Origin of the sequence: Prauserella sediminis (genome assembly GCF_014195435.1) — a bacterium.
GTDB lineage: Bacteria > Actinomycetota > Actinomycetes > Mycobacteriales > Pseudonocardiaceae > Prauserella > Prauserella salsuginis.
Window position 1 is genome coordinate 2,994,788 of record NZ_JACIBS010000001.1, and the last position, 18,883, is coordinate 3,013,670.

The 18,883-nt window shown below is 71.2% G+C and carries 22 protein-coding genes and 1 riboswitch; of the genes, 11 read left to right on the forward strand and 11 right to left on the reverse strand.

From position 1 onward, the window contains the following. Positions 1–157: 157 nt before the first annotated feature. Both FB384_RS13650 and FB384_RS13655 read right to left on the reverse strand, forming a co-directional pair. Entirely contained in the window at positions 158–631 is a 474-nt protein-coding gene (locus FB384_RS13650; RefSeq protein ID WP_183783230.1) for a DinB family protein, read from the reverse strand. 144 nt (positions 632–775) lie between these two features. After that, positions 776–1,528, reverse strand: a complete 753-nt coding sequence (locus tag FB384_RS13655) for a class I SAM-dependent methyltransferase (RefSeq protein WP_183783232.1) — start codon at positions 1,526–1,528, stop codon at positions 776–778. A 152-nt stretch (positions 1,529–1,680) separates the two neighbouring features. On the opposite strand from FB384_RS13655, the gene FB384_RS13660 reads away from it, so the two are divergent. The 3 genes from FB384_RS13660 to FB384_RS13670 are packed head-to-tail and all read left to right on the forward strand — an operon-like array spanning position 1,681 to position 3,236. Beyond that, the gene (locus FB384_RS13660) at positions 1,681–2,547 is read left to right on the forward strand and encodes an AraC family transcriptional regulator (protein WP_183783234.1); all 867 of its coding nucleotides are present in this window, start codon (positions 1,681–1,683) and stop codon (positions 2,545–2,547) included. Between the two features lie 28 nt (positions 2,548–2,575). After that, positions 2,576–2,968 carry a VOC family protein gene (locus FB384_RS13665; RefSeq protein ID WP_183783236.1) on the forward strand — a complete coding sequence of 131 codons (393 nt, stop codon included), beginning with the start codon at positions 2,576–2,578 and terminating at the stop codon, positions 2,966–2,968. A gap of 58 nt (positions 2,969–3,026) precedes the next feature. Then, positions 3,027–3,236 carry a DUF1737 domain-containing protein gene (locus FB384_RS13670; protein ID WP_183783238.1) on the forward strand — a complete coding sequence of 70 codons (210 nt, stop codon included), beginning with the start codon at positions 3,027–3,029 and terminating at the stop codon, positions 3,234–3,236. 136 nt (positions 3,237–3,372) lie between these two features. On the opposite strand, the gene FB384_RS13675 is transcribed toward FB384_RS13670, so the two are convergent. Beyond that, a complete protein-coding gene (locus tag FB384_RS13675; RefSeq protein ID WP_183783240.1) occupies positions 3,373–4,929 on the reverse strand; it encodes a BCCT family transporter in 1,557 nt (518 codons plus the stop codon). Between the two features lie 120 nt (positions 4,930–5,049). After that, positions 5,050–5,943, reverse strand: a complete 894-nt coding sequence (locus FB384_RS13680; RefSeq protein WP_183783242.1) for an SMP-30/gluconolactonase/LRE family protein — start codon at positions 5,941–5,943, stop codon at positions 5,050–5,052. 277 nt (positions 5,944–6,220) lie between these two features. On the opposite strand from FB384_RS13680, the gene FB384_RS13685 reads away from it, so the two are divergent. Both FB384_RS13685 and FB384_RS13690 read left to right on the forward strand, forming a co-directional pair. Continuing rightward, a complete protein-coding gene (locus FB384_RS13685; RefSeq protein ID WP_183783244.1) occupies positions 6,221–6,601 on the forward strand; it encodes a nuclear transport factor 2 family protein in 381 nt (126 codons plus the stop codon). A gap of 349 nt (positions 6,602–6,950) precedes the next feature. Then, a complete protein-coding gene (locus FB384_RS13690) occupies positions 6,951–8,009 on the forward strand; it encodes a peptidoglycan recognition protein family protein (protein WP_183783246.1) in 1,059 nt (352 codons plus the stop codon). Between the two features lie 160 nt (positions 8,010–8,169). Here FB384_RS13690 and FB384_RS13695 read toward each other — a convergent pair whose 3' ends face one another. Beyond that, positions 8,170–8,667, reverse strand: a complete 498-nt coding sequence (locus FB384_RS13695) for a PaaI family thioesterase (protein WP_228726020.1) — start codon at positions 8,665–8,667, stop codon at positions 8,170–8,172. A 73-nt stretch (positions 8,668–8,740) separates the two neighbouring features. On the opposite strand from FB384_RS13695, the gene FB384_RS13700 reads away from it, so the two are divergent. Together FB384_RS13700 and FB384_RS13705 are read left to right on the forward strand one after the other, a co-directional pair. Beyond that, complete coding sequence (locus FB384_RS13700; RefSeq protein ID WP_183783248.1) at positions 8,741–9,064, forward strand: hypothetical protein; 324 nt, start codon at positions 8,741–8,743, stop codon at positions 9,062–9,064. Beyond that, a complete protein-coding gene (locus FB384_RS13705; RefSeq protein ID WP_323985226.1) occupies positions 9,061–9,687 on the forward strand; it encodes a maleylpyruvate isomerase family mycothiol-dependent enzyme in 627 nt (208 codons plus the stop codon). Before FB384_RS13700 ends, FB384_RS13705 begins: the two co-directional genes overlap by 4 nt. 9 nt (positions 9,688–9,696) lie before the next feature. Here the strand turns inward: FB384_RS13705 and FB384_RS13710 are convergent, their stop codons facing one another. From FB384_RS13710 to FB384_RS13720, 3 genes are all read right to left on the reverse strand, one after another. Beyond that, a complete protein-coding gene (locus tag FB384_RS13710; RefSeq protein ID WP_183783250.1) occupies positions 9,697–10,257 on the reverse strand; it encodes a GNAT family N-acetyltransferase in 561 nt (186 codons plus the stop codon). A 20-nt stretch (positions 10,258–10,277) separates the two neighbouring features. After that, the gene (locus FB384_RS13715; RefSeq protein WP_228726021.1) at positions 10,278–10,586 is read right to left on the reverse strand and encodes a hypothetical protein; all 309 of its coding nucleotides are present in this window, start codon (positions 10,584–10,586) and stop codon (positions 10,278–10,280) included. 100 nt (positions 10,587–10,686) lie between these two features. Then, positions 10,687–10,989 carry a 4a-hydroxytetrahydrobiopterin dehydratase gene (locus tag FB384_RS13720; protein WP_183783252.1) on the reverse strand — a complete coding sequence of 101 codons (303 nt, stop codon included), beginning with the start codon at positions 10,987–10,989 and terminating at the stop codon, positions 10,687–10,689. Positions 10,990–11,123: 134 nt separating this feature from the next. Further along, positions 11,124–11,217: riboswitch (TPP riboswitch) on the forward strand. A gap of 95 nt (positions 11,218–11,312) precedes the next feature. On the opposite strand from FB384_RS13720, the gene FB384_RS13725 reads away from it, so the two are divergent. The 3 genes from FB384_RS13725 to FB384_RS13735 are packed head-to-tail and all read left to right on the forward strand — an operon-like array spanning position 11,313 to position 15,049. Beyond that, positions 11,313–12,404 carry a thiamine ABC transporter substrate-binding protein gene (locus FB384_RS13725; RefSeq protein WP_183783254.1) on the forward strand — a complete coding sequence of 364 codons (1,092 nt, stop codon included), beginning with the start codon at positions 11,313–11,315 and terminating at the stop codon, positions 12,402–12,404. Next, the gene (locus FB384_RS13730; protein ID WP_372497768.1) at positions 12,380–14,032 is read left to right on the forward strand and encodes an ABC transporter permease; all 1,653 of its coding nucleotides are present in this window, start codon (positions 12,380–12,382) and stop codon (positions 14,030–14,032) included. The genes FB384_RS13725 and FB384_RS13730 overlap by 25 nt, the downstream gene beginning before the upstream one ends. After that, entirely contained in the window at positions 14,033–15,049 is a 1,017-nt protein-coding gene (locus FB384_RS13735; protein ID WP_183783256.1) for an ABC transporter ATP-binding protein, read from the forward strand. It abuts the gene before it with no gap. A 57-nt stretch (positions 15,050–15,106) separates the two neighbouring features. Here the strand turns inward: FB384_RS13735 and FB384_RS13740 are convergent, their stop codons facing one another. From FB384_RS13740 to FB384_RS13750, 3 genes are read right to left on the reverse strand one after another with little or no spacing between them, the layout of a single operon-like run. After that, a complete protein-coding gene (locus FB384_RS13740; protein ID WP_183783258.1) occupies positions 15,107–15,970 on the reverse strand; it encodes an ABC transporter permease in 864 nt (287 codons plus the stop codon). Next, the gene (locus FB384_RS13745; RefSeq protein ID WP_183783260.1) at positions 15,958–16,944 is read right to left on the reverse strand and encodes an ABC transporter ATP-binding protein; all 987 of its coding nucleotides are present in this window, start codon (positions 16,942–16,944) and stop codon (positions 15,958–15,960) included. The genes FB384_RS13740 and FB384_RS13745 overlap by 13 nt, the downstream gene beginning before the upstream one ends. Continuing rightward, a complete protein-coding gene (locus tag FB384_RS13750) occupies positions 16,941–17,996 on the reverse strand; it encodes a sigma-E factor regulatory protein RseB domain-containing protein (protein ID WP_183783262.1) in 1,056 nt (351 codons plus the stop codon). Before FB384_RS13750 ends, FB384_RS13745 begins: the two co-directional genes overlap by 4 nt. Positions 17,997–18,163: 167 nt before the next feature. On the opposite strand from FB384_RS13750, the gene FB384_RS13755 reads away from it, so the two are divergent. Then, positions 18,164–18,868 (forward strand): response regulator transcription factor, encoded by a 705-nt coding sequence (locus FB384_RS13755; protein ID WP_323985227.1) that lies wholly within the window; start codon positions 18,164–18,166, stop codon positions 18,866–18,868. Positions 18,869–18,883: the final 15 nt, after the last annotated feature.

Sequence of the window (18,883 nt, forward strand, 5' to 3'; positions counted from 1 at the left end):
GATTGTGGGAGGTGTCGTTTCGCCGATTCCGGCGCCGTGAATCGGTCAGGGGTCGTCGTCCCTGGGCTCACGGTGTCCTGGGGTCACGGTGTCCTGGGTTCACTGTGTCTTGGATTCGCTGTGTCTTGGGTTCGCTGCGCCTTGAGTTCGCTGTGTCTTAGGTTCGCTGCGATTTGAGCTGCTCGACGAGGATGTCGCCGTGGCCGGCATGGCGGGCAAACTCGGCGATCATGTGCCCGTAGATGTAGCGCAGATCGACCGGGCCGCGCCGCCACGAGAACTGCTCGTCGAGGTCGTGATCCGCCGCTACGGCACGGGAGTGCGCGCACGCGTCGACGAACGACCGGCTGACGGTTTCGATCGTGTCCTCGGCAGTCAGCACGAAACTGTCGTCGACGCTGTCGGGCAGTCCCAACTCGGCCCGGGGCACGCCGGCCACCCGGGAATGGAACCAGACTCGCTCCACGAAGACGGCGTGTTTGACCAGTCCGAGCGGAGTGGTCAGCGACGGCACCAGTCGCTCCCGCGCCTCCGATTCGTCGAGGTCGGCCAGGATGCCCAAAATCTGTTCACGCTGTTCGTCGAGTCTCGCCTCGAGCTGTGCGCGTTCGTCCGCGACGTGGATCTCCATGGGGAAACCCTGGCACGGACTGCCCGTCGACGGGGGTGCGCGAGGCCGTTCGGCCGCTCCGAGCGGAGACGATGCGTGACGTCGATCGTTGGCTCCGCGACTTTCTCGCGCTGTCGTGATGGCGGTCGGCGTCGCCGCTCCACATCAGGCGGGACGGTGAGCCTCGATCAGGTGGCGGGTCGAGTGAGCGATGCACGGCGTGCCCTCGCGTAGTCCGCTGTCGAGCTCGCGGAGCTTGTCCGAGTACCTGGTGACGGAGAAGTCCGGCACCCACCACACGCATTTGCGCAGGATCCACACGATCGCCCCGACGTCGTGGAACTCCATGCGGCACCGCGCCGTCCGGACGGAGTCGACGACGAGGCCCGCCCACCGCGCCGCCTGCGCTTCGTCATCCGGATGGCGCTGCTGCCTGGCCTCGGGCAACGGGCCGAGGAAGAATTCGATGAGTTCGAACGCCGAGCCAGGGCCGACGTGCTGCGCGACATAGCGACCACCGGGAGTCAGCACCCGGTGGATCTCGTCCCAGTCGGGCCGCACCGGGTGGCGCGAGGTGACGAGTTCGAACGACCGGTCGGGAAGGGGCAATGGGCCGCCGGCGGTGTCGAACACCTCGACACCGCGGGGTCCGAGCCGTGCACGGGCGCGTTCGGCGTTCGGCGGCCAGCTTTCGGTGACCGCCATGTGCGGCGGAAGCTTCGGAGCTTCGGCGACGACTTCACCGCCGCCGGTGTCGATGTCCACAGCGGACCCGACCTCGCCCAGCAGTCGGGCGAGCATGCGCGCGTACCCCCACGGCGGCCGTTCCTCCGTGGCCCGGCCCGTGAGCCAGTCGAAGCCCCAGCCTGTGACGTCGGCGTTCACCGCCTCCGTGATGAGTTCCTCGTATGTCCGCACGCGAGCAGATTGCACAGGCAAGGCAGGGAGCCGCAACGCCGTTTCCGTCCAGCCGGGCACGCGGTGGCCACGTGGACGCGACCGGATCGGGCAGGAAAGATCGGGCGGACGGACGTCGCGGCTCGTGAGAATCGATCGCGAAGGGAGCAGTCGTGATCGAGATTCTGAACCGCCTCGTCTCCGCGGTGGAGCAAGACCTCGGCGAGGACCTCGACGTCGATGCGTTCGCCCGCCGGTCGGCGACCACGGAGTACCACCTGCGGCGCATGTTCTCGTCCCTGGCGGGGATGCCGGTGTCGGAGTACGTCCGGCGTAGGCGCATGACCGTCGCCACGGCCGACGTGATCGGCGGGGAGGATCTGCTGACGATCGCCGTCCGGTATGGGTACGGCTCGACGGAGGCCTTCGGCCGAGCGTTCCGCTCCGTCCACGGCGCCGGTCCGGCCGAGGTCCGCCGCGACGGCGGCCCCCTTCGCAGCCAACCGCAACTCAGGTTCCGCCTGACCGTCGAAGGGAGCACCGCCATGAATGCCCGCATCGTCGAACGACCCGATCTCCGCCTCGTCGGACACGCGGCCCGCGTACCGCTGATCCACGAAGGGGCGAATCCGCACATCCAGGACCACATCACGTCGCTGCCGGCCGCCGAGCACGACCGTCTCAAGCAGTTGAGCAACGCGGATCCGGCGGGACTGCTGCAGGTCAGCGCCGACGTCGACCCCGACTACACGGAGGGCAGCGAGCTGACCTATCTGCACGGCGTGGCCGTCGACGCCGAGACACGTGTCCCGGACGACCTCGACGCGATCGACGTGCCGGCGGGCACGTGGGCGGTGTTCCGTACGTCCGGCGAGCACCCGAAGGCGCTGCAGGACGGGTTCGCGGCGACCGCGACGGAGTGGTTCCCCGCCAACCCGTGGCGGTTGCGGCCCGGCCCCTCGATCGTGTCGGTGATCGACCGGGCCGACGACTTCAGCACCGCGACGTGCGAGATCTGGATGCCCGTCGAACGCGACTGACGTAGCGGTCCGGCGGTAGGCTGCGCGCGTGGTCACCGTCGTCCAGCTCAACCTCGTCGTCGCCGACCTGGAGCGCAGTCGCGGCTTCTACGAGCGGCTCGGCTTCGCGTTCCGCGGTCGGAACCGCGCCGGAGAAGGCCCTGCGGAGGCGTGGGTGTCGGTGAACGCCGGTCTCACACTCGTGCTGCACTCGACGGGATTCGCCGCATGGTGGGACGAGACCGCACCGCAGCCGTCGGCAGGCGGCCCGCAGGTCGACGTCGAACTCCGAACGCACGAACGGCTCGACGGGCTCGTCGCGGATCTCGATCGGGCCGGTGTGGTCGTCGTCAAGCCGCCGACCGACATGCCGTGGGGACAGCGGTTCGCGATCGTGCGTGATCCTGACGGGCACCGGGTCGGGCTCAAAGCTCCACTGTGAACGTCCGCCTCCGGGTTTCGTTGGCGAAGCAGCCAGGCAGAGGTCGACGGAGGAGCACATGACAGATCACGAGGTTCGCCGCAGTGAACCGCCCGAAGGAATGCCCCGGTACCGGGTTCTCACCGGCCCGGACGATGCGTCCTTCTGCCACCGGGTCAGCGAGATGCTGGACCTCGGGTACACGCTCCACGAAGGGCCGTCGGTGACGTTCGACGGCGAGACCGTGATCGTGGCTCAGGCCGTCGTCTGGGCGGGAACCTCCGAATGAGCACGGCCGGTGAACCGGCCTCGTGGCGGGTTCACCGGCCGCTGTGTTCCCGTGCGAGGTCAGAGATCGGATTCCCGGCTGTTCCGTGCCCGTGCACCACTCGACGTCGGCTACGTGCGGACCGAGGCGCGTGGTCTCACGGATCCGGCGGGTCGGTGGGGATCGGGTGATCCGCGCGTTCGGCGGCGCGGTCCCGCCACAGTGAGAGCGTCAGCGACACGCACAGTCCGATCAGGATCACGGCGAACGGCGCCGCGGCGATGACGGCCGAGCCCTGCAGCGTCGTCACGCCGCGCCCCAGCAGCAGGACGGCGGCGAACGCGGCCGCGAACGCCCACATCAGCCGCAGCGGCTTCGGCGGTTTCAAGCTCCCGCCCGAGGTGGTGCTGCCCAGCATGAACGACGCCGAGTCCGCGGATGTGATGAACAGCAGCGCCAGCACCGGCACGAGCAGGACGAACGTCAACGTCGCACCGGGTAGGCTGCCCAGCACCTCCACGGTCGCGACGGCCTTGGTATTGCCCGCGACGTGGGACACGTCCACGGCGCCGGCTTCCTCGCGCTGCAGCGCGGTTCCACCGAAGACGGAGAACCAGCCGACGCTCACCGCGGTCGGCACCAACACCACTCCGGCGACGATGCTGCGGATCGTCCGGCCGCGCGAGATCCGGGCGATGAACGTTCCGACGAACGGGGCCCAGCCGATCCACCACGCCCAGAAGAAGTAGACCCACTCCTGATTCCAGGTGTCACCCTCGGCGCCCTCCGCCGCGAAGCTCATCGGCAGGAAACTGCCTACGTAATCGCGGAGGCCGGTGCCGAGAGTGCCGAAGATGTGGGCCGTCGGTCCGAGGATGAGCACGAATCCGAGCAGCACCCCGCACAGTGCGATGTTGACCAGGCTCAGCACGCGGATGCCCCTGCCGAGCCCCGTCATGGCCGAGATGGTGCTGACGGTCATCAGCCCCGCGATGATCGCGATCTTGACGCCGTACGACTCGGGCACGCCCAGCGCATGGCCCATGCCCGCGTTCAACTCGCGGGTGCCGAGCCCGAGTGACGTCGCGACCCCGAACAGGATCGCGAACACCGCCAGGATGTCGACGACCTTGCCGACCGGGCCGTCGGCCGTACGGCCCAGCAGCGGCCGCAAGGCTGCGCTGACCAGCAGTTTGCGCCCGTGCCGGAAGCTGGAGTAGCCGACCGCGATCCCGACGACGGCGTAGATCGCCCAGGCGTGCAGCCCCCAGAACAGGAATGAGTAGCGGATGCCCACGGCAGCGGCCTCGGCCGACCCGGGCTCCGCGGTGCCACCGGGAGGGTCGGCCAGGTGGATCAGTGGCTCGGCGGTGCCCCAGAACAGGAAACTCAGCCCGACACCCGCGCTGAGCAGCATCGCGATCCACGACACCCAGCCGAACTCCGGCCGCGTGTCGGCGGTCCCGAGTCGCATCCTGCCGAACGGGGTCAGTGCGAGCGCTGCCACGAACAGCAGCAGCGCCAGGACCGTGACCGGATAGGCCGGGCCGAACGTGTCGACCACCAGCTGCCGTGTCGCTTCGAGGACGTCGGCCACGCGCGACGGCACCGCGACTCCGACGACGATGAACGCGACGGATGCGGCGAGCGACACGTAGAAGACCGGTCCCAGCCGCGGGTTGTCGGCCGCGGTGCCGGGTTGTCGGTCGCTCATGTGGGACGAGTGTAAAGTCTCGCGACTCTGCGAGCTGGGGTTTCGCCGACGCGAGCAGCTCGACCCGCATCGGGGTGATACCGAAGTCGAGGCCCGCCGTCGCGGCCTGCCGATCGGCGGTCAGGGCCTGCCCGCGTGGGCGGCGTGCACCCGCGCGGACCGCAACACGGCTTCGCGTGCCGAGGTCCGCGCATCCTCGTGGAAATCGGGTGCCGTGCACAGGTACAACGTGCGGCCGTCCGCGCCGCCGAGCATGCACGCGAACACGCCGGTGCCGGGCCGGATCTCGTCGACGATCTCGCCACCCGGGCGCACGCGGATGGCACGGTTGCCCGTGGCATCGGCGATCCACAGGGCACCGGCGGCGTCCAGACAGCAGCCGTCCGCGGCGACGAGGACCTGCGGCAGTGCCTTCTCGATCTCCCGCTCGGTGGGCGGATCACCGAACGCGGCCCAGACGCGCCGGTTCGTGAGCGTGCCGTCGGCGGCGATGTCGAACGCCGCCACCCGGTTGGCGAGGGTCTCGCACACCAGCAGCGTGCCGTCGTCGGTGATGACGCTGCCGTTGGGGAAGTGCATGTCCTCAGCGGCCGTCGTCACCGTGCCGTCCGGATCGACCCGCATCAGGTTCGTCGGACGCGCCGGCGCGCCGCCCATGAGATCGAATCCGAAGTCCCCGACGAATGCGCGGCCGTGGTCGTCGACGACGAGGTCGTTGAGGTGCCCGCCCACGTGGGCCGACAGGTCGGCGTGGCACACGAGCCGGCCGTCCGGTTCCCGCCGCAGCAGGCGGGCGTCCCGCATCGAGACGACGAGCAGACGCCCGTCGGGCAGCCAGCCGAGTCCGGACGGCTGCTGCGGAACCTCCGCCTCGACGCGCAGATCACCGCCGTCCTCGGCCGCGGAGTAGACGCGATGGGTGTAGAAGTCGGACACCCAGATCCGGCCGTCGTGCCAGCGTGGGCTCTCCAGGAATGACAGGTCACTCAGGACGGTCGTGACGTCGTGACTCATGGTCCCGCAGGACACCTCCAGTGGCGCCGTTCTCGGAGTCATCGTTCTCGGAGTCATCGCCTGCCGGCCCCGGCTGCCGAGCGCTCGGTCACCAGCCTTCGCGACCGTACGGTGAACCACCTCATAGTCGCAAGGCGTGTCCGGTCCGGTGCACGCTGTGACGGTCGATCACGCCGGGAGGGGGCGGTGCGGCACCGCGGGACGCGGCAGGCGGCACGGCGTGAAACGTCGGTGGGCGCCGCTACGGTGAGCCGCGAACGCCGAGAACGGAGCGACGATGGCAGTGGAGATCACCGGTACCGACGCATGCGGCAACTCGCCGAAGAACGTGTTCGTCGCGCGGTTCGAGGAGCACCTGGCACGCGGCGACGTCGAGGCGCTGGCCGAGGTTCTCGCACCCGGGTGTGTGCTCGACGTCGTCGGTTCCGATGGTCTGCGCACCGTCGAGGGGCGCGAAGCGGTCGCGACCGCGCTGGCGGAGATCGTTCCGGCCGGGCTGACGGCCGCACACGTCGAGGCCGCCGTCACCCACGGCAAGGCCGCCGCGGCCTGGGGATCCTGGACCCGCCGCGGGGACACCGTGCAGTGGTCGCACGTGTTCTGGTTCCGCACCCTCAAGGCGCAGGATTTCGACCGCATCCGCGTCTTCGGTTCCTGAGCTTCCGGGGCCGGCTGAGTGCCGCCTGGGGCCTGAGCCTGTCTAGCCGAGCGTCCGGGTGCTCGGGTGTCCGGGTGCCTGGGTTTCGAGTGCCGGGATTCCGAGTGTCGGGGTTCCGGGTGCTCGGAGGGGTCGTGAGGTTCGGGGGCTTGAGTGCCTGGGCTCTTCGGTGGCCTGGCGTGTGCGGTCCACCCCCTCCGTTCGTCGGTAGTAGCAAAGTAGGGACTTTCGGGCTTTCCGGACTTCGCCTCGGTCGACTCGCCTAGCTTCGCGATCTGCGAGCACGGGCCGTCACCCGCGGACGGCACGCGCCGTAGAGACATCGCTGCCGTTCCCTCCCGGAGGAAGAATGCCGACCGACCAGAACCCGAATCCCCCTCGAGGCCTTTCCCGTCGGCGCATGCTCGCCGTGACGGGCAGCACCGCCGCGGCCGCCGTCGTGGGAGTGCCCGCTCTCGTCCGCGGTGGCCTCCCCGAGGCCGCGGCTGCTTCGGTACCGGAGTACCCGGGCGCCGACGACTGGGTGGCCGCCGGTTCCAACGCGCTGGGTGACACCCGTTCCAGCGTCAGTGCCGTGGTCATCCACACCACGCAGGGCAGTTACCGCGGTGCGATCAACCACATGGCCGGTGAGAACGGCGTCGCAGCCCACTACGTGGTCCGGTCCTCCGATGGGCACATCACCCAGATGGTGCGGGAGAACCGCATCTCGTGGCACGGCAACGGTGCCAACGACTACTCGGTCGGCATCGAGCACGAAGGCTGGGTCTCCGAGCCCGGCCAGTTCTACACGGCGGAGATGTACCGCGAGTCGGCGAAGCTGGTGCAGCACCTGTGCTCGCGCTGGGGCATTCCGAAGGACCGGGACCACATCATCGCCCACTCCGAAGCTCCCGGCGCCACGCACACCGACCCGGGGCCCGGCTGGGACTGGGACTACTTCATGAAGCTCGTCCGCGGTCAGTGGGTGCCGTCCCAGCCGCCGGCGCCGTGGACCGTCGCGGACTCCGGGTTCACGACCGTCTCGACGAACCGGACGACCCCGCCGCAGACCGCGAAGACCGTGCAGCACCTGCTCAACGAGCACGGTGCGAACCTGGAGGTCGACGGCGTGTTCGGATCGGTGTCGGCCGCTGCGGTCAAGGACTTCCAGCAGGCCGAAGGACTGGTCGTCGACGGTGTCGCGGGCCCGAAGACCTTCGCGGTGCTCGTCGTCACGCGCAAGAGCGGCCACGGTGGGGACGCCGCGCAGGCCGTGCAGACCGGCCTGAACAAATACGGCGCCCGGCTCGTCGAGGACGGCGACTTCGGGCCGGCCACGGCCGAAGCCGTCAAGGAGTTCCAGACCGCCAACGGCCTGGTCGTCGATGGCGTCGTCGGCCCGCAGACGTGGGAGTGGATCGCCTGATCGGCCTTCGGTGACCGGCTGCCCGCCACTCGTTCCGGCGCCGTGTCCGGGGTTCGGAGCCCCGGGCCCGGCGCCGGTGTCGTTCGGTGCCGGGCCCAACGGATGTCGGGTCAACGGGTGCCGGGCCCAACGGGTGTCGGGGTGCCGGGTCCTCGACGGGTCAGCTGCGCGGCCGCCAGCGCTTCCACACGGCGGTTCCCCCGGCACGCAGTTTGCCGCCGTGGTGGATCTCGCAGACGACGGTCATCTCCGGTTCGTCGATCGCCGTCAGCTCGGCGGTGATCTCCAGCGGCTCGTCCAACGGGGTCGGCCTGCGGAACCGCACGTCGAGCCCGGCGGTGACGTAGGCCAGATGCTCCCCCGGAGCCGGCTTCCAGTCGCGGCGGTCGGCCTCGAGCATGACGGCTGCGGCGCCGTGGCAGTCGAGCAGCGTCGAGATGATCCCGCCGTTGAGGTAGCCGCCGCCGTTGTCGTGCTGCGGCCACGGAGTGAAGGTCGCTCGGATGGCTCCGTCGACCTCGTAGCTGCTCAGCCGGAGACCGTCCGGGTTGGCGGGGCCGCAGCCGAAGCACGTCATGTCGGGGAACAGCAGCTGCTGGATGCTCGGACCGCGGGTCTCGTCGGTCGCCGCGGCCTCGGTGCTCATGGCGTTCGTCATGGTCGAGGTCTACCGTCGGCGGTGAGCCGGTCGCGACCGGCCTGCTGACGATGTGAGTCAGGAGACACTCGCCATGCCCGAACCGGACAGGAACACCGAACCGGAACCGCGTCCCGGTGCAGGGGACCGACCGGGCATCGACTGGTTGCCCGGTGCGGAGGGGAACCCGGGGACGCAGCAGAACCCCGGACCGCAGCGGCCGCCGGGGGAGCGGCGGCACGGCTCCGACCTGCCGCCCGACCATCCCGGCCCGCAGGAGCCGTACCCGCGCCGCCGCAAGCCCGACGGTGCGGCCGACCAGTACCCGCACGAGACTCCGCGGCGTTACCCCGGCGGCGGTGCCCACATCGACGGTGTTCCGGAGGCGCCGTCCCGGCGTACACCCGACGAGCGGTGACCGCGGTCGACCGGCTCGCCATGGCCACTCGGGAGCGCACCGAGCTGGCCGAGTTCCTGGCGACGCTGACGCCGCAGGAGTGGGAGAAGCCGAGCCTGTGCGAGGGCTGGCGGATCCGCGATGTCGTCGCGCACATGATCAGTTACGACGAGCTGGGCGTGGCCGGGGTGCTGCGGCGGTTCGCCCGTGGGCGGTTCAAGCCGGGTGCGGTCAACGAGGTCGGCGTCGCCGAATACGCCTACGAGCCGGACCGGCTGCTGGCGCTGCTGAACGACCACCTGACCCCGCGGGGGCTCACCGTGCTCGGCGGCGCGCGGATCGGCCTGACCGACGGTCTGATCCACCACCAGGACATCCGCCGCGCACTGGGCAGACCGCGGCAGGTACCGACCGACCGGTTGGCTGCCGTCCTGCCCCTCGCCGTGGGCGCACCGCCGCTGCGTGCGAAGCAGCGCCTCCGGGGTCTGCGCCTGGTGGCCGACGACGTGGACTTCTCGACCGGAGACGGCGACGAGGTGCGCGGCCCCGCGGAGCCGTTGCTCATGGCGATCGCTGGACGTCGCGGCGTGATGGACGAACTCGACGGGCCGGGGCGGCCCACACTCGCGGCGCGGATCGGTTGAAGGGCACCGTCAGGCGGTCCGGTCGCCGGCCAGCACCGCGAGGACGTGGACGTCGGTCCGTCCGCCGCTGGTGACAACCGCCTCCCGGCGCGTGCCTTCGCGCACGAAGCCCGCCGCCTCGTAGGCCTCCCTCGCGCGGACGTGACACGCCGCCACCTGCGTCTCCACCCGGTGCAACCCGGCCTCGTCGAGTGCGTAGCCGAGCAGTAGCCGGGTGGCCTCGTCGCGGTGGCCGTCGCCGTAGGGGCCGAGCAGGCCGATCCGGCACCGGCACGACGCGTTGTCCCGGTCGAGCTCGGCCAGTACCGCCTCGCCGATGAACGACCCGGTCGCCCGGTCGACGACGGCGAGGTCGACCCGGTCGCCGCGCCGCCCGCAGGACGCGTACCACTGCTGGGCCGCCGCGAGGTCGTCGAGCGCGGGTACCCCCGTCCCGCGGCCGGGGCACCACGTGAGCGCCTCCTCCCGCATCAGCGCGACCAGGCCGGGAGCGTCGTCGGGCAGCACCGGACGCAACTGCACCAGCTCGCCGGTGAGGACGGGCTGGTGAGCGAAGGCCGGTGCCGTCATCGGGTCCGCGGGTCGCCTGCTCAGTGCGGTTGCGTCTGCCTGCGGTGACCCTTGGCCGTGTAGTACAGCACGGCACCGGCCAGGCCGATGATCATCACGAACGCGGTGCTGCCGACGACGAGCGCCTGGGTGAACGCGTCCCACGGGTCGGGGGCAGCCTGCCGCTTCTCCTCCTGCTCGGCCAGCGCTGGCGTCGCACCCGCCAGCAGCGAGCCGAGCACGGTCAACACCGACAGCGTCGCCGCGGCGGTCGCGCGCCGCAGTCGCCTGCCGGCCCCGATCGCGGACACGGTACGGAAATCGTTGGTACGTAAGGCGATTCGGCTCATGCGCACTCCCTCCCTCTGCTGTCGGATACCCGTGCAACGCCGCGCCACACCGGAAGGTTGCCGGATGACGCGCACGTCACAGGACATGGGTGAGACGGGGTCAGGAGGTTTCCATGATGGCGTCTACGGCACCGTCGATCTCGGCCGCCAGTGAGACATCCTTCTCCGTGAGCCCGCCGGCACTGTGTGTGCTCAGACAGAAACGTAACGTGCGCCAGCGGATGTCGATATCCGGGTGATGGTCTGCGCTTTCCGCCATCTCGGCGACCCGGTTCACCACCTCGATAGCGCGGGGGAAGCTCGGCAGTTTCGCCTCGCGCACGATCGCGTCGCCGTCGCGGTGCCAGCTGGGAAGGTGTTCGAGTGCCGCCTGGATGCGGTCGTCGCTGAGTAACTCCGTCATGTGTCCATGGTGGTGCCGGGAGGGGTAGGCTGCACAGTCGCAGTCGGGCATGTCGGCCGCATCGCGTCGAGATCACCGTTTCGTGATCACGGCGGGTGATCGCGGTGTCTTGATCAAGGGATGACGTGCCCGCCGCCACGGGAGTCCGGTGAACCGGCCGGACTGAGAGGTGGGCGCCGAGCCCACGACCGTTCGCACCTGATCCGGGTCATGCCGGCGCAGGGAGGCAAGCTCCGCTCGAGCCGTTACACGCCGGGCCGCCTGCCCTCCGGATCGCCTGACCGCGGGCCGGGCGCCGCGAACGGTGCCGACGAGGAGAGCCGATGTTGCCGCGCCGCTTGAGCCAGCTGACCGCCGTTGCCGTGACCGGGCTGTTCACAGCCGGGTGCACCTTGATCGGGGGCGGTGACGGCGGTGACGACGACGCATCGTCGGCGACGACGGTCACGCTCGCCACGCACGATTCGTTCGCCGTCCCACAACGGGTGCTCGACGATTTCGAGTCGCGATCCGGGATCCGCGTCGAGGTGCTCAACCAGGGTGACGCCGGCGCGCTGGCGAACAAGCTCGTGCTGACGAAGGCGAACCCCGTGGCCGATGTCGCCTACGGCATCGACTCGACGTTCGCCTCCCGCACGCTCGCCGAGAACGTGTTCGCCCCGTACGACCCTCCGGCCGCCACCGAAGGCCCGCAGCGCTACGCGCTCGACGACGCCGGCGACCACGGTTCGGGTGGTGACGGCGCCCGGCTGACAGCCGTGGACGTCGGCGATGTGTGCGTCAACATCGACACCGAGTGGTTCGCCTCGCGCGACATGCCCGCCCCGCGCACGTTTGCCGACCTGGCCCGGCCGCGATACAGCGAGCTGCTGGTGACGCCGAGCCCTGCGACCTCCTCGCCGGGCCTGGCGTTCCTGCTCGCGACCGTCGCCGACCGCGGCGAGGACGGCTGGCAGGACTACTGGCGCAAGCTCAAGGACGGCGGGGCTCAGGTCGTGAGCGGCTGGAGCGAGGCTTACACGCAGGAGTTCTCGGGATCTTCAGGCAACGGCCCGCGCCCGATCGTCGTGTCGTACGCGTCCTCGCCGGCCGCCGAGATCGGCGACGACGGCACGCCGCGCACCGAGGCGCTGCTGGAGACGTGCTACCGGCAGGTCGAGTACGCGGGAGTGCTCTCCGGCACCGACCGCCCCGACGAGGCGCGCCGGGTCGTCGACTTCCTGCTCTCCCCGGAGTTCCAGCGCACCGTTCCGGAGAACATGTACGTCTACCCGGCCAGGTCCGACATCGAACTGCCCGGTTCGTGGCAGCGGGCCGCCCCGCTCCCGGACGACCCGGCGCAGCTGCCGGCCGACGAGGTCAGCGAGGGTCGGGAGCAGTGGATCGAACAGTGGCGCGCGCTGTACGAGGGCTGAGCCGAGGCGGGCGGCGCGGCCCCGGGGCCGGGCGGGCGCGCGGGGCCGGTGTCGTCGCGCTCGCCGCCCTGCCGATCGCGTTCCTGGGCGTGCTGTTCGCCTGGCCGGTCGTGGCGATCCTGCGGCTCGGTGTCACCGACGGCGAGGTGTCGAGGGCGCTGGCGCAGGCGCAGACGTGGGATCTGGCCGCGTTCACTCTCGGGCAGGCGGCCGCCTCAACGGCCGTGGCGGTGCTCGCCGGCATGCCGGTGGCGTTCCTGCTCGCGCGGGTGCGGCTGCGCGGGGCCGGATGGGTTCGGACGTTCCTGCTGGTGCCGTTCGTGCTGCCGACGGTCGTCGTGGGACTGGCGTTCAAGGCGTTGTGGCCCGGCGGCGGCGTGGCGACGATCGTGCTGGCCAACGCGTTCTTCAACGTCGCCGTCGTGGCGCGCACCGTCGGCGGGCTGTGGGCGCACCTCGACCGGCGCGCCGAGGACGCCGCCCGCAGCTTGGGTGCGTCGCCGTGGCAGGCGTTCCGTACCGTGACGCTGCCCGCGCTCGCACCCGCGCTCGCGTCGTCGGCCGCGGTGGTGTTCCTGTTCTGTTCCACGAGTTTCGGTGTCGTGCTCATGCTCGGCGGCGGGCGCTATCGCACGCTCGAGACCGAGATCTATCTGCGGACCGTCGAGCTGCTCGACCTGTCCGGCGCGGCGGCGTTGTCGCTGGTGCAGCTCGCGGCGGTGGTCCTGGCGCTGGTCGTCGGCGGGGTGGCGCGGCGACGACGGGAACGTGCCGCACCGCTTCGTGCGCCCGTGACGACCGCCCGCAGGCCTGCGGGGCGGGAGTGGTGGGTCGTCGGAGCGGCGCTGACGGTCGTGGCGGGCCTGCTGGTGCCGATCCTGGCCCTCGTCGTCCGCTCGTTGTCCACACGCGACGGCTGGGGGTTCGACGGCTACCGCGCGCTGGCTGGCTCCGGCGACGGCGCGTTGAGCGTCACCGGTTGGGAAGCGGCGCTGAACTCGCTGCGGACCGCCTTCGACGCGACGGTGTTGGCGATGATCGTCGGGGTGCTCGCCGCCGTGGCGCTCGTGGCGGCGGGACGGGCCCGCGGCCGTGCCGCACGGCTGGCCGGGGAGACGCTCGACGCAGCGTTGATGCTGCCGCTCGGCGTGTCCGCGGTGACCGTCGGCTTCGGCTACCTCGTCACCCTCGATGCGCTGCCGGGTGACCTGCGCACCTCGCCGATGCTGGTGCCGCTGGCCCAGGCGCTCGTCGTCGTGCCGCTGGTGATCCGGATGGTGCTGCCCGTGCTGCGGTCGGTCGACGACCGGCTGCGCCAGGCCGCCGCGACGCTCGGTGCGGCCCCCGTGCGGGTGTGGTGGACGGTCGACGTGCCGCTCGCGGCCCGGTCCCTGGCGGCGGCCGCGGCGTTCGGCTACGTCGTCGCGCTCGGCGAGTTCGGCGCGACGAGCTTTCTCGCCCGGCCCGAGGCTCCGACGTTGCCTGTCGCGATCAACGAGTTGATCAGCAGGCCGGGCGAACTCAACACTCAACTGGCTTACGCGGCGTGCACGCTGCTGATGCTCGTCACCGCGGGCGTGGCCGCCGTCATCGACCGCCTGCGGGCGCCGCACGTCGGGGAGTTCTGAATGCTGACCGTGGATCGGGTGACCGTCACCTACGACCGCACGCCCGCGGTGCGTGACGCGTCGCTGGAGATCGCCGACGGCGAGGTGCTGGCGCTGCTCGGGCCGTCCGGGTCGGGCAAGTCGACGCTGTTGCGTGCGATCGCCGGTCTCGAACCGGCCACCGGTGCGGTCCGCTGGGACGGCGACGACCTCGCGGGCGTACCCGTGCACCGGCGCGGCTTCGGACTCGTGTTCCAGGACGGCCAACTGTTCCCGCACCGCGACGTCGCGGGCAACATCGCGTTCGGCCCGCGGATGCAGGGCATGCCGGCCGGCGATCGCGACCGGCGGGTCGCCGAGTTGCTCGAACTGGTCGGGCTGGCGGGCTACGAGCGACGGCAGGTCACCGAATTGTCCGGCGGCGAGGCGCAGCGGGTGGCGCTCGCCAGGGCACTGGCGCCCCGGCCGCGGCTGCTGTTGCTCGACGAGCCGCTGTCCGGGTTGGACGCCGAACTGCGGGAATCGCTGGCGCTCGACCTCGTCGGCGTGCTGCGCCGCGCCAAGGCCACGACCTTGCTCGTCACGCACGACCAGGAGGAGGCGTTCACCCTTGCCGATCGCCTCGCCGTGCTCGACGAGGGGCGCATCCGGCAGTCCGGCGACGTCGTCGACGTCTGGCGCGCGCCCGCCGACGAACGTGTGGCCCGCTTCCTCGGCGTCACCACCGTGGTGTCCGGCGAGGTCGCCGACGGGCAGCTGCGTTGCGCATTCGGTGTGGCCGACGTTCCGTGGGCACTTGCCGGACCGGTGACCGTCGGCCTGCGGCCGCATGCGTTGCGCGTCGCCTCCACCGGCGTGCCGGGCGAGGTGGTCGAGCGGGCCAGGCGCCGCGACCACACGCGGGTGACGGTCGACGTGTCGGAGACCGTGCCGGATGCGTCCACTGTGGATGCGGTGGCGACGATGGCGGACGGGGTGCGGCCCGGCGAGGAGGTCCGGCTCCGCCTGGACCCCGGCGGCGTGGCCATCGTCGGTTAGCGAACTCGACGGTACGGCGGTCGCGGGCCGTCGTACCGCCGGAGTCCGGACATCGGATCAGCCGTCCTTGGACACCAACCGCGCGTACGCGAGGGACAGGCCGATCGCCAGGTAGCACGCGGCCTTCAGCCCGCCGTCGATCAGGTCGGCCGCCGGCACCGGGTCGCGCAGTACGTCGACCAGCGACCACCACACCTCGGTGAGCAGGAACGGATGCAGCCACGACAACGCGTCGAGACTGCCGAGCACGGTGAACACGATGACGCCGCCGAGCACGGAGGCGAGCACGACCATCGGATGTTCGGTGAACGCCGAGATCGCGAGCGCGATCGCGCCGACCGCCCACAGCTGCAGCGTCACCCAGCCCACGGCCAGGGCGACGCGGCCGACTGCGTCCGGTATGGACAGTGTCGTCCCCGACAGTGTGGACAGGGTGCCGTCCCCGTTGATCACGAGTGCGGTGAGGATCCCGGTCGCCGCGATCACAGCGGCCGCCGCGAGCGTGAACGTCGCCACGCCCAGCGCCTTCACCAGCAGCAGTTTGGCGCGCCCGACCGGTGCGAGCAGCCAACCGCGGAGCGTGCCGGTGGACGTCTCTCCGGCGAGCGCGTCCGCTCCGGACATCGCGGCGGCCAGCGGCAGCAGCATCTGCAGCGTCATCGTCAGTGCCGCGATCGGCAGGACGAGGACACTCGCTGCTGCCGCCGGGAGGAGGTTCCCGCCGTCGTTGCCGGGAGGGCCGCCGGACGAGGCCGCCGTCGGGTCGGCCACCGTCAGCGCGATCCCCATGATCACCGGGATCAGGGCCAGCAGTCCGAGCACGGCGAGCGTGCGCGGCCTGCGGAAGATCCAGCGCAGTTCGGCGCGCACCAGCCGTGACGCGGGAGCCGTGCGCCGGGCCGGTTTCGTCATGACGTCCATGTCGGCGCCTCCTCGCTGTCCTGGGTCAGCCTGGCGAACAGGTCTTCGAGGCCGGTGCGGCTGCGCCGCGCCTCGTACACCGGCACGCCCGCGCCGACGAGGGTGGCGATCACGTCGGGTGCGGCGGCCCGCGTCAGCTCGACGCGTACGCCGTCCGGCGTGGGCCGTGCGGCCAGGTGCGCCGCGCGCAGGGCCTCGACCGCCGCGGTCACGTCCGTTGTGGACACTTCGAGGCCTGCCGACTCCGATTCGAGCAGTTCCGTCAGGTCGCCCTGCGCGACCAGTGCGCCCTCGTTGAGCACGGCCACGTGCGTGCACGTCGCCTCCACCTCGGCGAGCAGATGGGACGAGACGAGCACCGTGACGCCGTCGTGGTGCAGGTCGGCGATGACCGACCGGATCTCCCGCGTGCCTGCGGGATCGAGCCCGTTGGTCGGTTCGTCCAGCACCACGAGCCTGCGCGGCACCAGCAGCGCGCCTGCCAGCCCGAGCCGTTGCTTCATACCCAGCGAGTAGCCGCGGTACCGGCGGCCGCCCGCACGGCTCAGGCCGACCCGTTCGAGCGCATCGTCGACCGCGGGTGGAATCCCGGCGGCCGTCAGTCGCGGTTCGGCGGCCGCGAGGCGCAGCAGGTTCTCCCGTCCCGACAGGAACGGGTGGAATCCCGGCCCTTCCACGAGCGCTCCCACGTCCGGCAGTGCATCGCCCGCCCGCTCCGGCATCGTGTGGCCGAGCAGCTGGACTTCGCCCTCGGTCGGTTGCACCAGACCGAGCAGCATGCGGATCGTCGTCGTCTTTCCCGAGCCGTTCGGACCGAGCATCCCCAGCACCGCGCCCTCGGGGACATCGAGGTCCACGTGATCGACCGCGACCGTCCGGCCGTAGGTCTTGCGGAGTCCTCGGGTGCGGGCCGCGAGGGCGGGCCCCTCCTGCTGGGAGGGGCCCGCCACCACGGGCTCGGCATGCGCGGTCACCGGTTCTCCAGTGCCTGGCGCAGGACCTGCTCGGGCACGGCGCCGGCCGCGAGCCGGCCGTCCTCGGTGATCAGCGCGGTGCCGATGCGGGTCTCGATGACGTGCCCCGAACCGAACTCGCCCTGCACGGGCTTGCCGAAGCGGTCGAGCATGCCCTCGACGTCGGCGCCTTCGCCCTGGGCGCGATCGCGCATCTCCTGCGGCACGCGGGTGAGCACGACCGTGTCCCAGCCGTCGCCCGTGACCCGGAACTGCGGTTCCTCGCCGGACTCGCCGCGGGAGCCGTCGGGCCGCCCCGCCTCGGACTCGGTCACCTTGGTGCCCTCCGGCGGGGAGAACTCGAACAGCCGCTCCGGCTGCGGACCGAACTCGATCTCGGAGAAACCGATCTCGAACGCGGGGTCGGTCGTGCCGTGCGTCAGCACCGACATGCGCAGCGGCAGTCGCTTCTCGGCGTCGACGGCCACCCGGACCTCCCGCACCAGCGTTCGCTCGTCGGGTTTCGGCGTCAGCACGAGTTCGTACGCCGCACGGCCCGCCACACGCGCCGTCCCGTCGACCGAGACGGTCGACGACTCCTCCAGCCGGTCCACCACCTGCGCCGCCGTGCGGGTCGGGTCGGCCCCGGCCGCCTTCGCGCTCCGGTGCTTGTCCCGCGCATCGGCCGGCAGCGCGGTCCGCGTTGCCGTGCCCTCCGCCGAGTCGTAGGACCAGAACTCCTTGTCGCCCAGTACGTAGGTCAGCTCACTCGACTGCTGCTCCATCGCTACGCGGCCCTTGCCGTCGCCGTCGTAGTAGACGCGTGCGGACTGCGCGTCCAGCGCGGGCACGCCCGGCATGGCGGGGAGCCCGAGTTCGTTGTCGACCGTCGCCGTGCCCGACATCGCGGGCGGCTCCGTCTTCAGCACCGAGCCGACCAGCTGCTGTGCCCCGATCTCGGGGAGTTCGGGAGCGCTGTCGGCGCCCGCAGGCATCGCCAGCAGGCCCAGCCCGAGCGCGCCTGCCGCCGTCCCGGCCACCGCCACCGTCGCCGCTTTCCGTTTCGTGTTCACGAGTCCTCCTCGCCCCCGGTATGATCGCCAGTTTCCCAGTCACCGGCGTTTCCTGACACCGCTGAGTCTTCGCGGCCGGTGCTGAGACCGGGCTGAGAAGACCCGCCACGCTGAGAGAGCGCTGAGAGATCCCGCGCCGACGCCGGGAAAGCGGCATCCTGACACCTGTGGAACCACGAGTGTTGGTCGTCGACGACGAAGCGGGTGTGCGCAAGGCGCTGAGCCGTGGCCTCGGCGCCGAGGGCATGGACGTCACCGTGGCCGCCGACGGTCCGACCGCGCTGAGCCTCGCCGGGACCGGGGCGTTCGACGTCGTGCTGCTCGACATCATGCTGCCCGGCCTTTCCGGCTACCGCGTGCTCGAACGCCTGCGCGCGGACGGCGTGACGACGCCGGTGTTGCTCATCTCGGCCAAGGACGGCGAGGTCGACCAGGCGGACGGTCTCGACCTCGGCGCAGACGGATACGTCGTGAAGCCGTTCTCGTTCGTCGTCCTCGTCGCGCAGGTGCGTGCGACGCTGCGGCGTACCGCGGCCGAAGGTGTCCGCGGACAGTTGCGGATCGGCCCGCTCGTGCTCGACCGCGGACGCCGTGAGGTGTACTGGCGGGACAAGCCGGTGCCGCTGAGTCCCAGGGAGTACGCGTTGCTGGAGGCGCTCGCGGGCCGCGCGGGCACGGTGGTGACCAAGGAGGAGCTGCTGCAATCGGTGTGGGGTGACCAGCGGGCCGCCACGCGCAACGTGGTCGAGGTGTACGTGGGCTATCTGCGGCGCAAGCTGGACGCAGTGGGGGCGACCGCGTTCGTGCGCACCGTGCGCGGCCACGGGTACGTCGCGGGCGACCCTGCCTCGGATTCTGCGACCGGCGCGTGACGAGCCCGGCCCGTC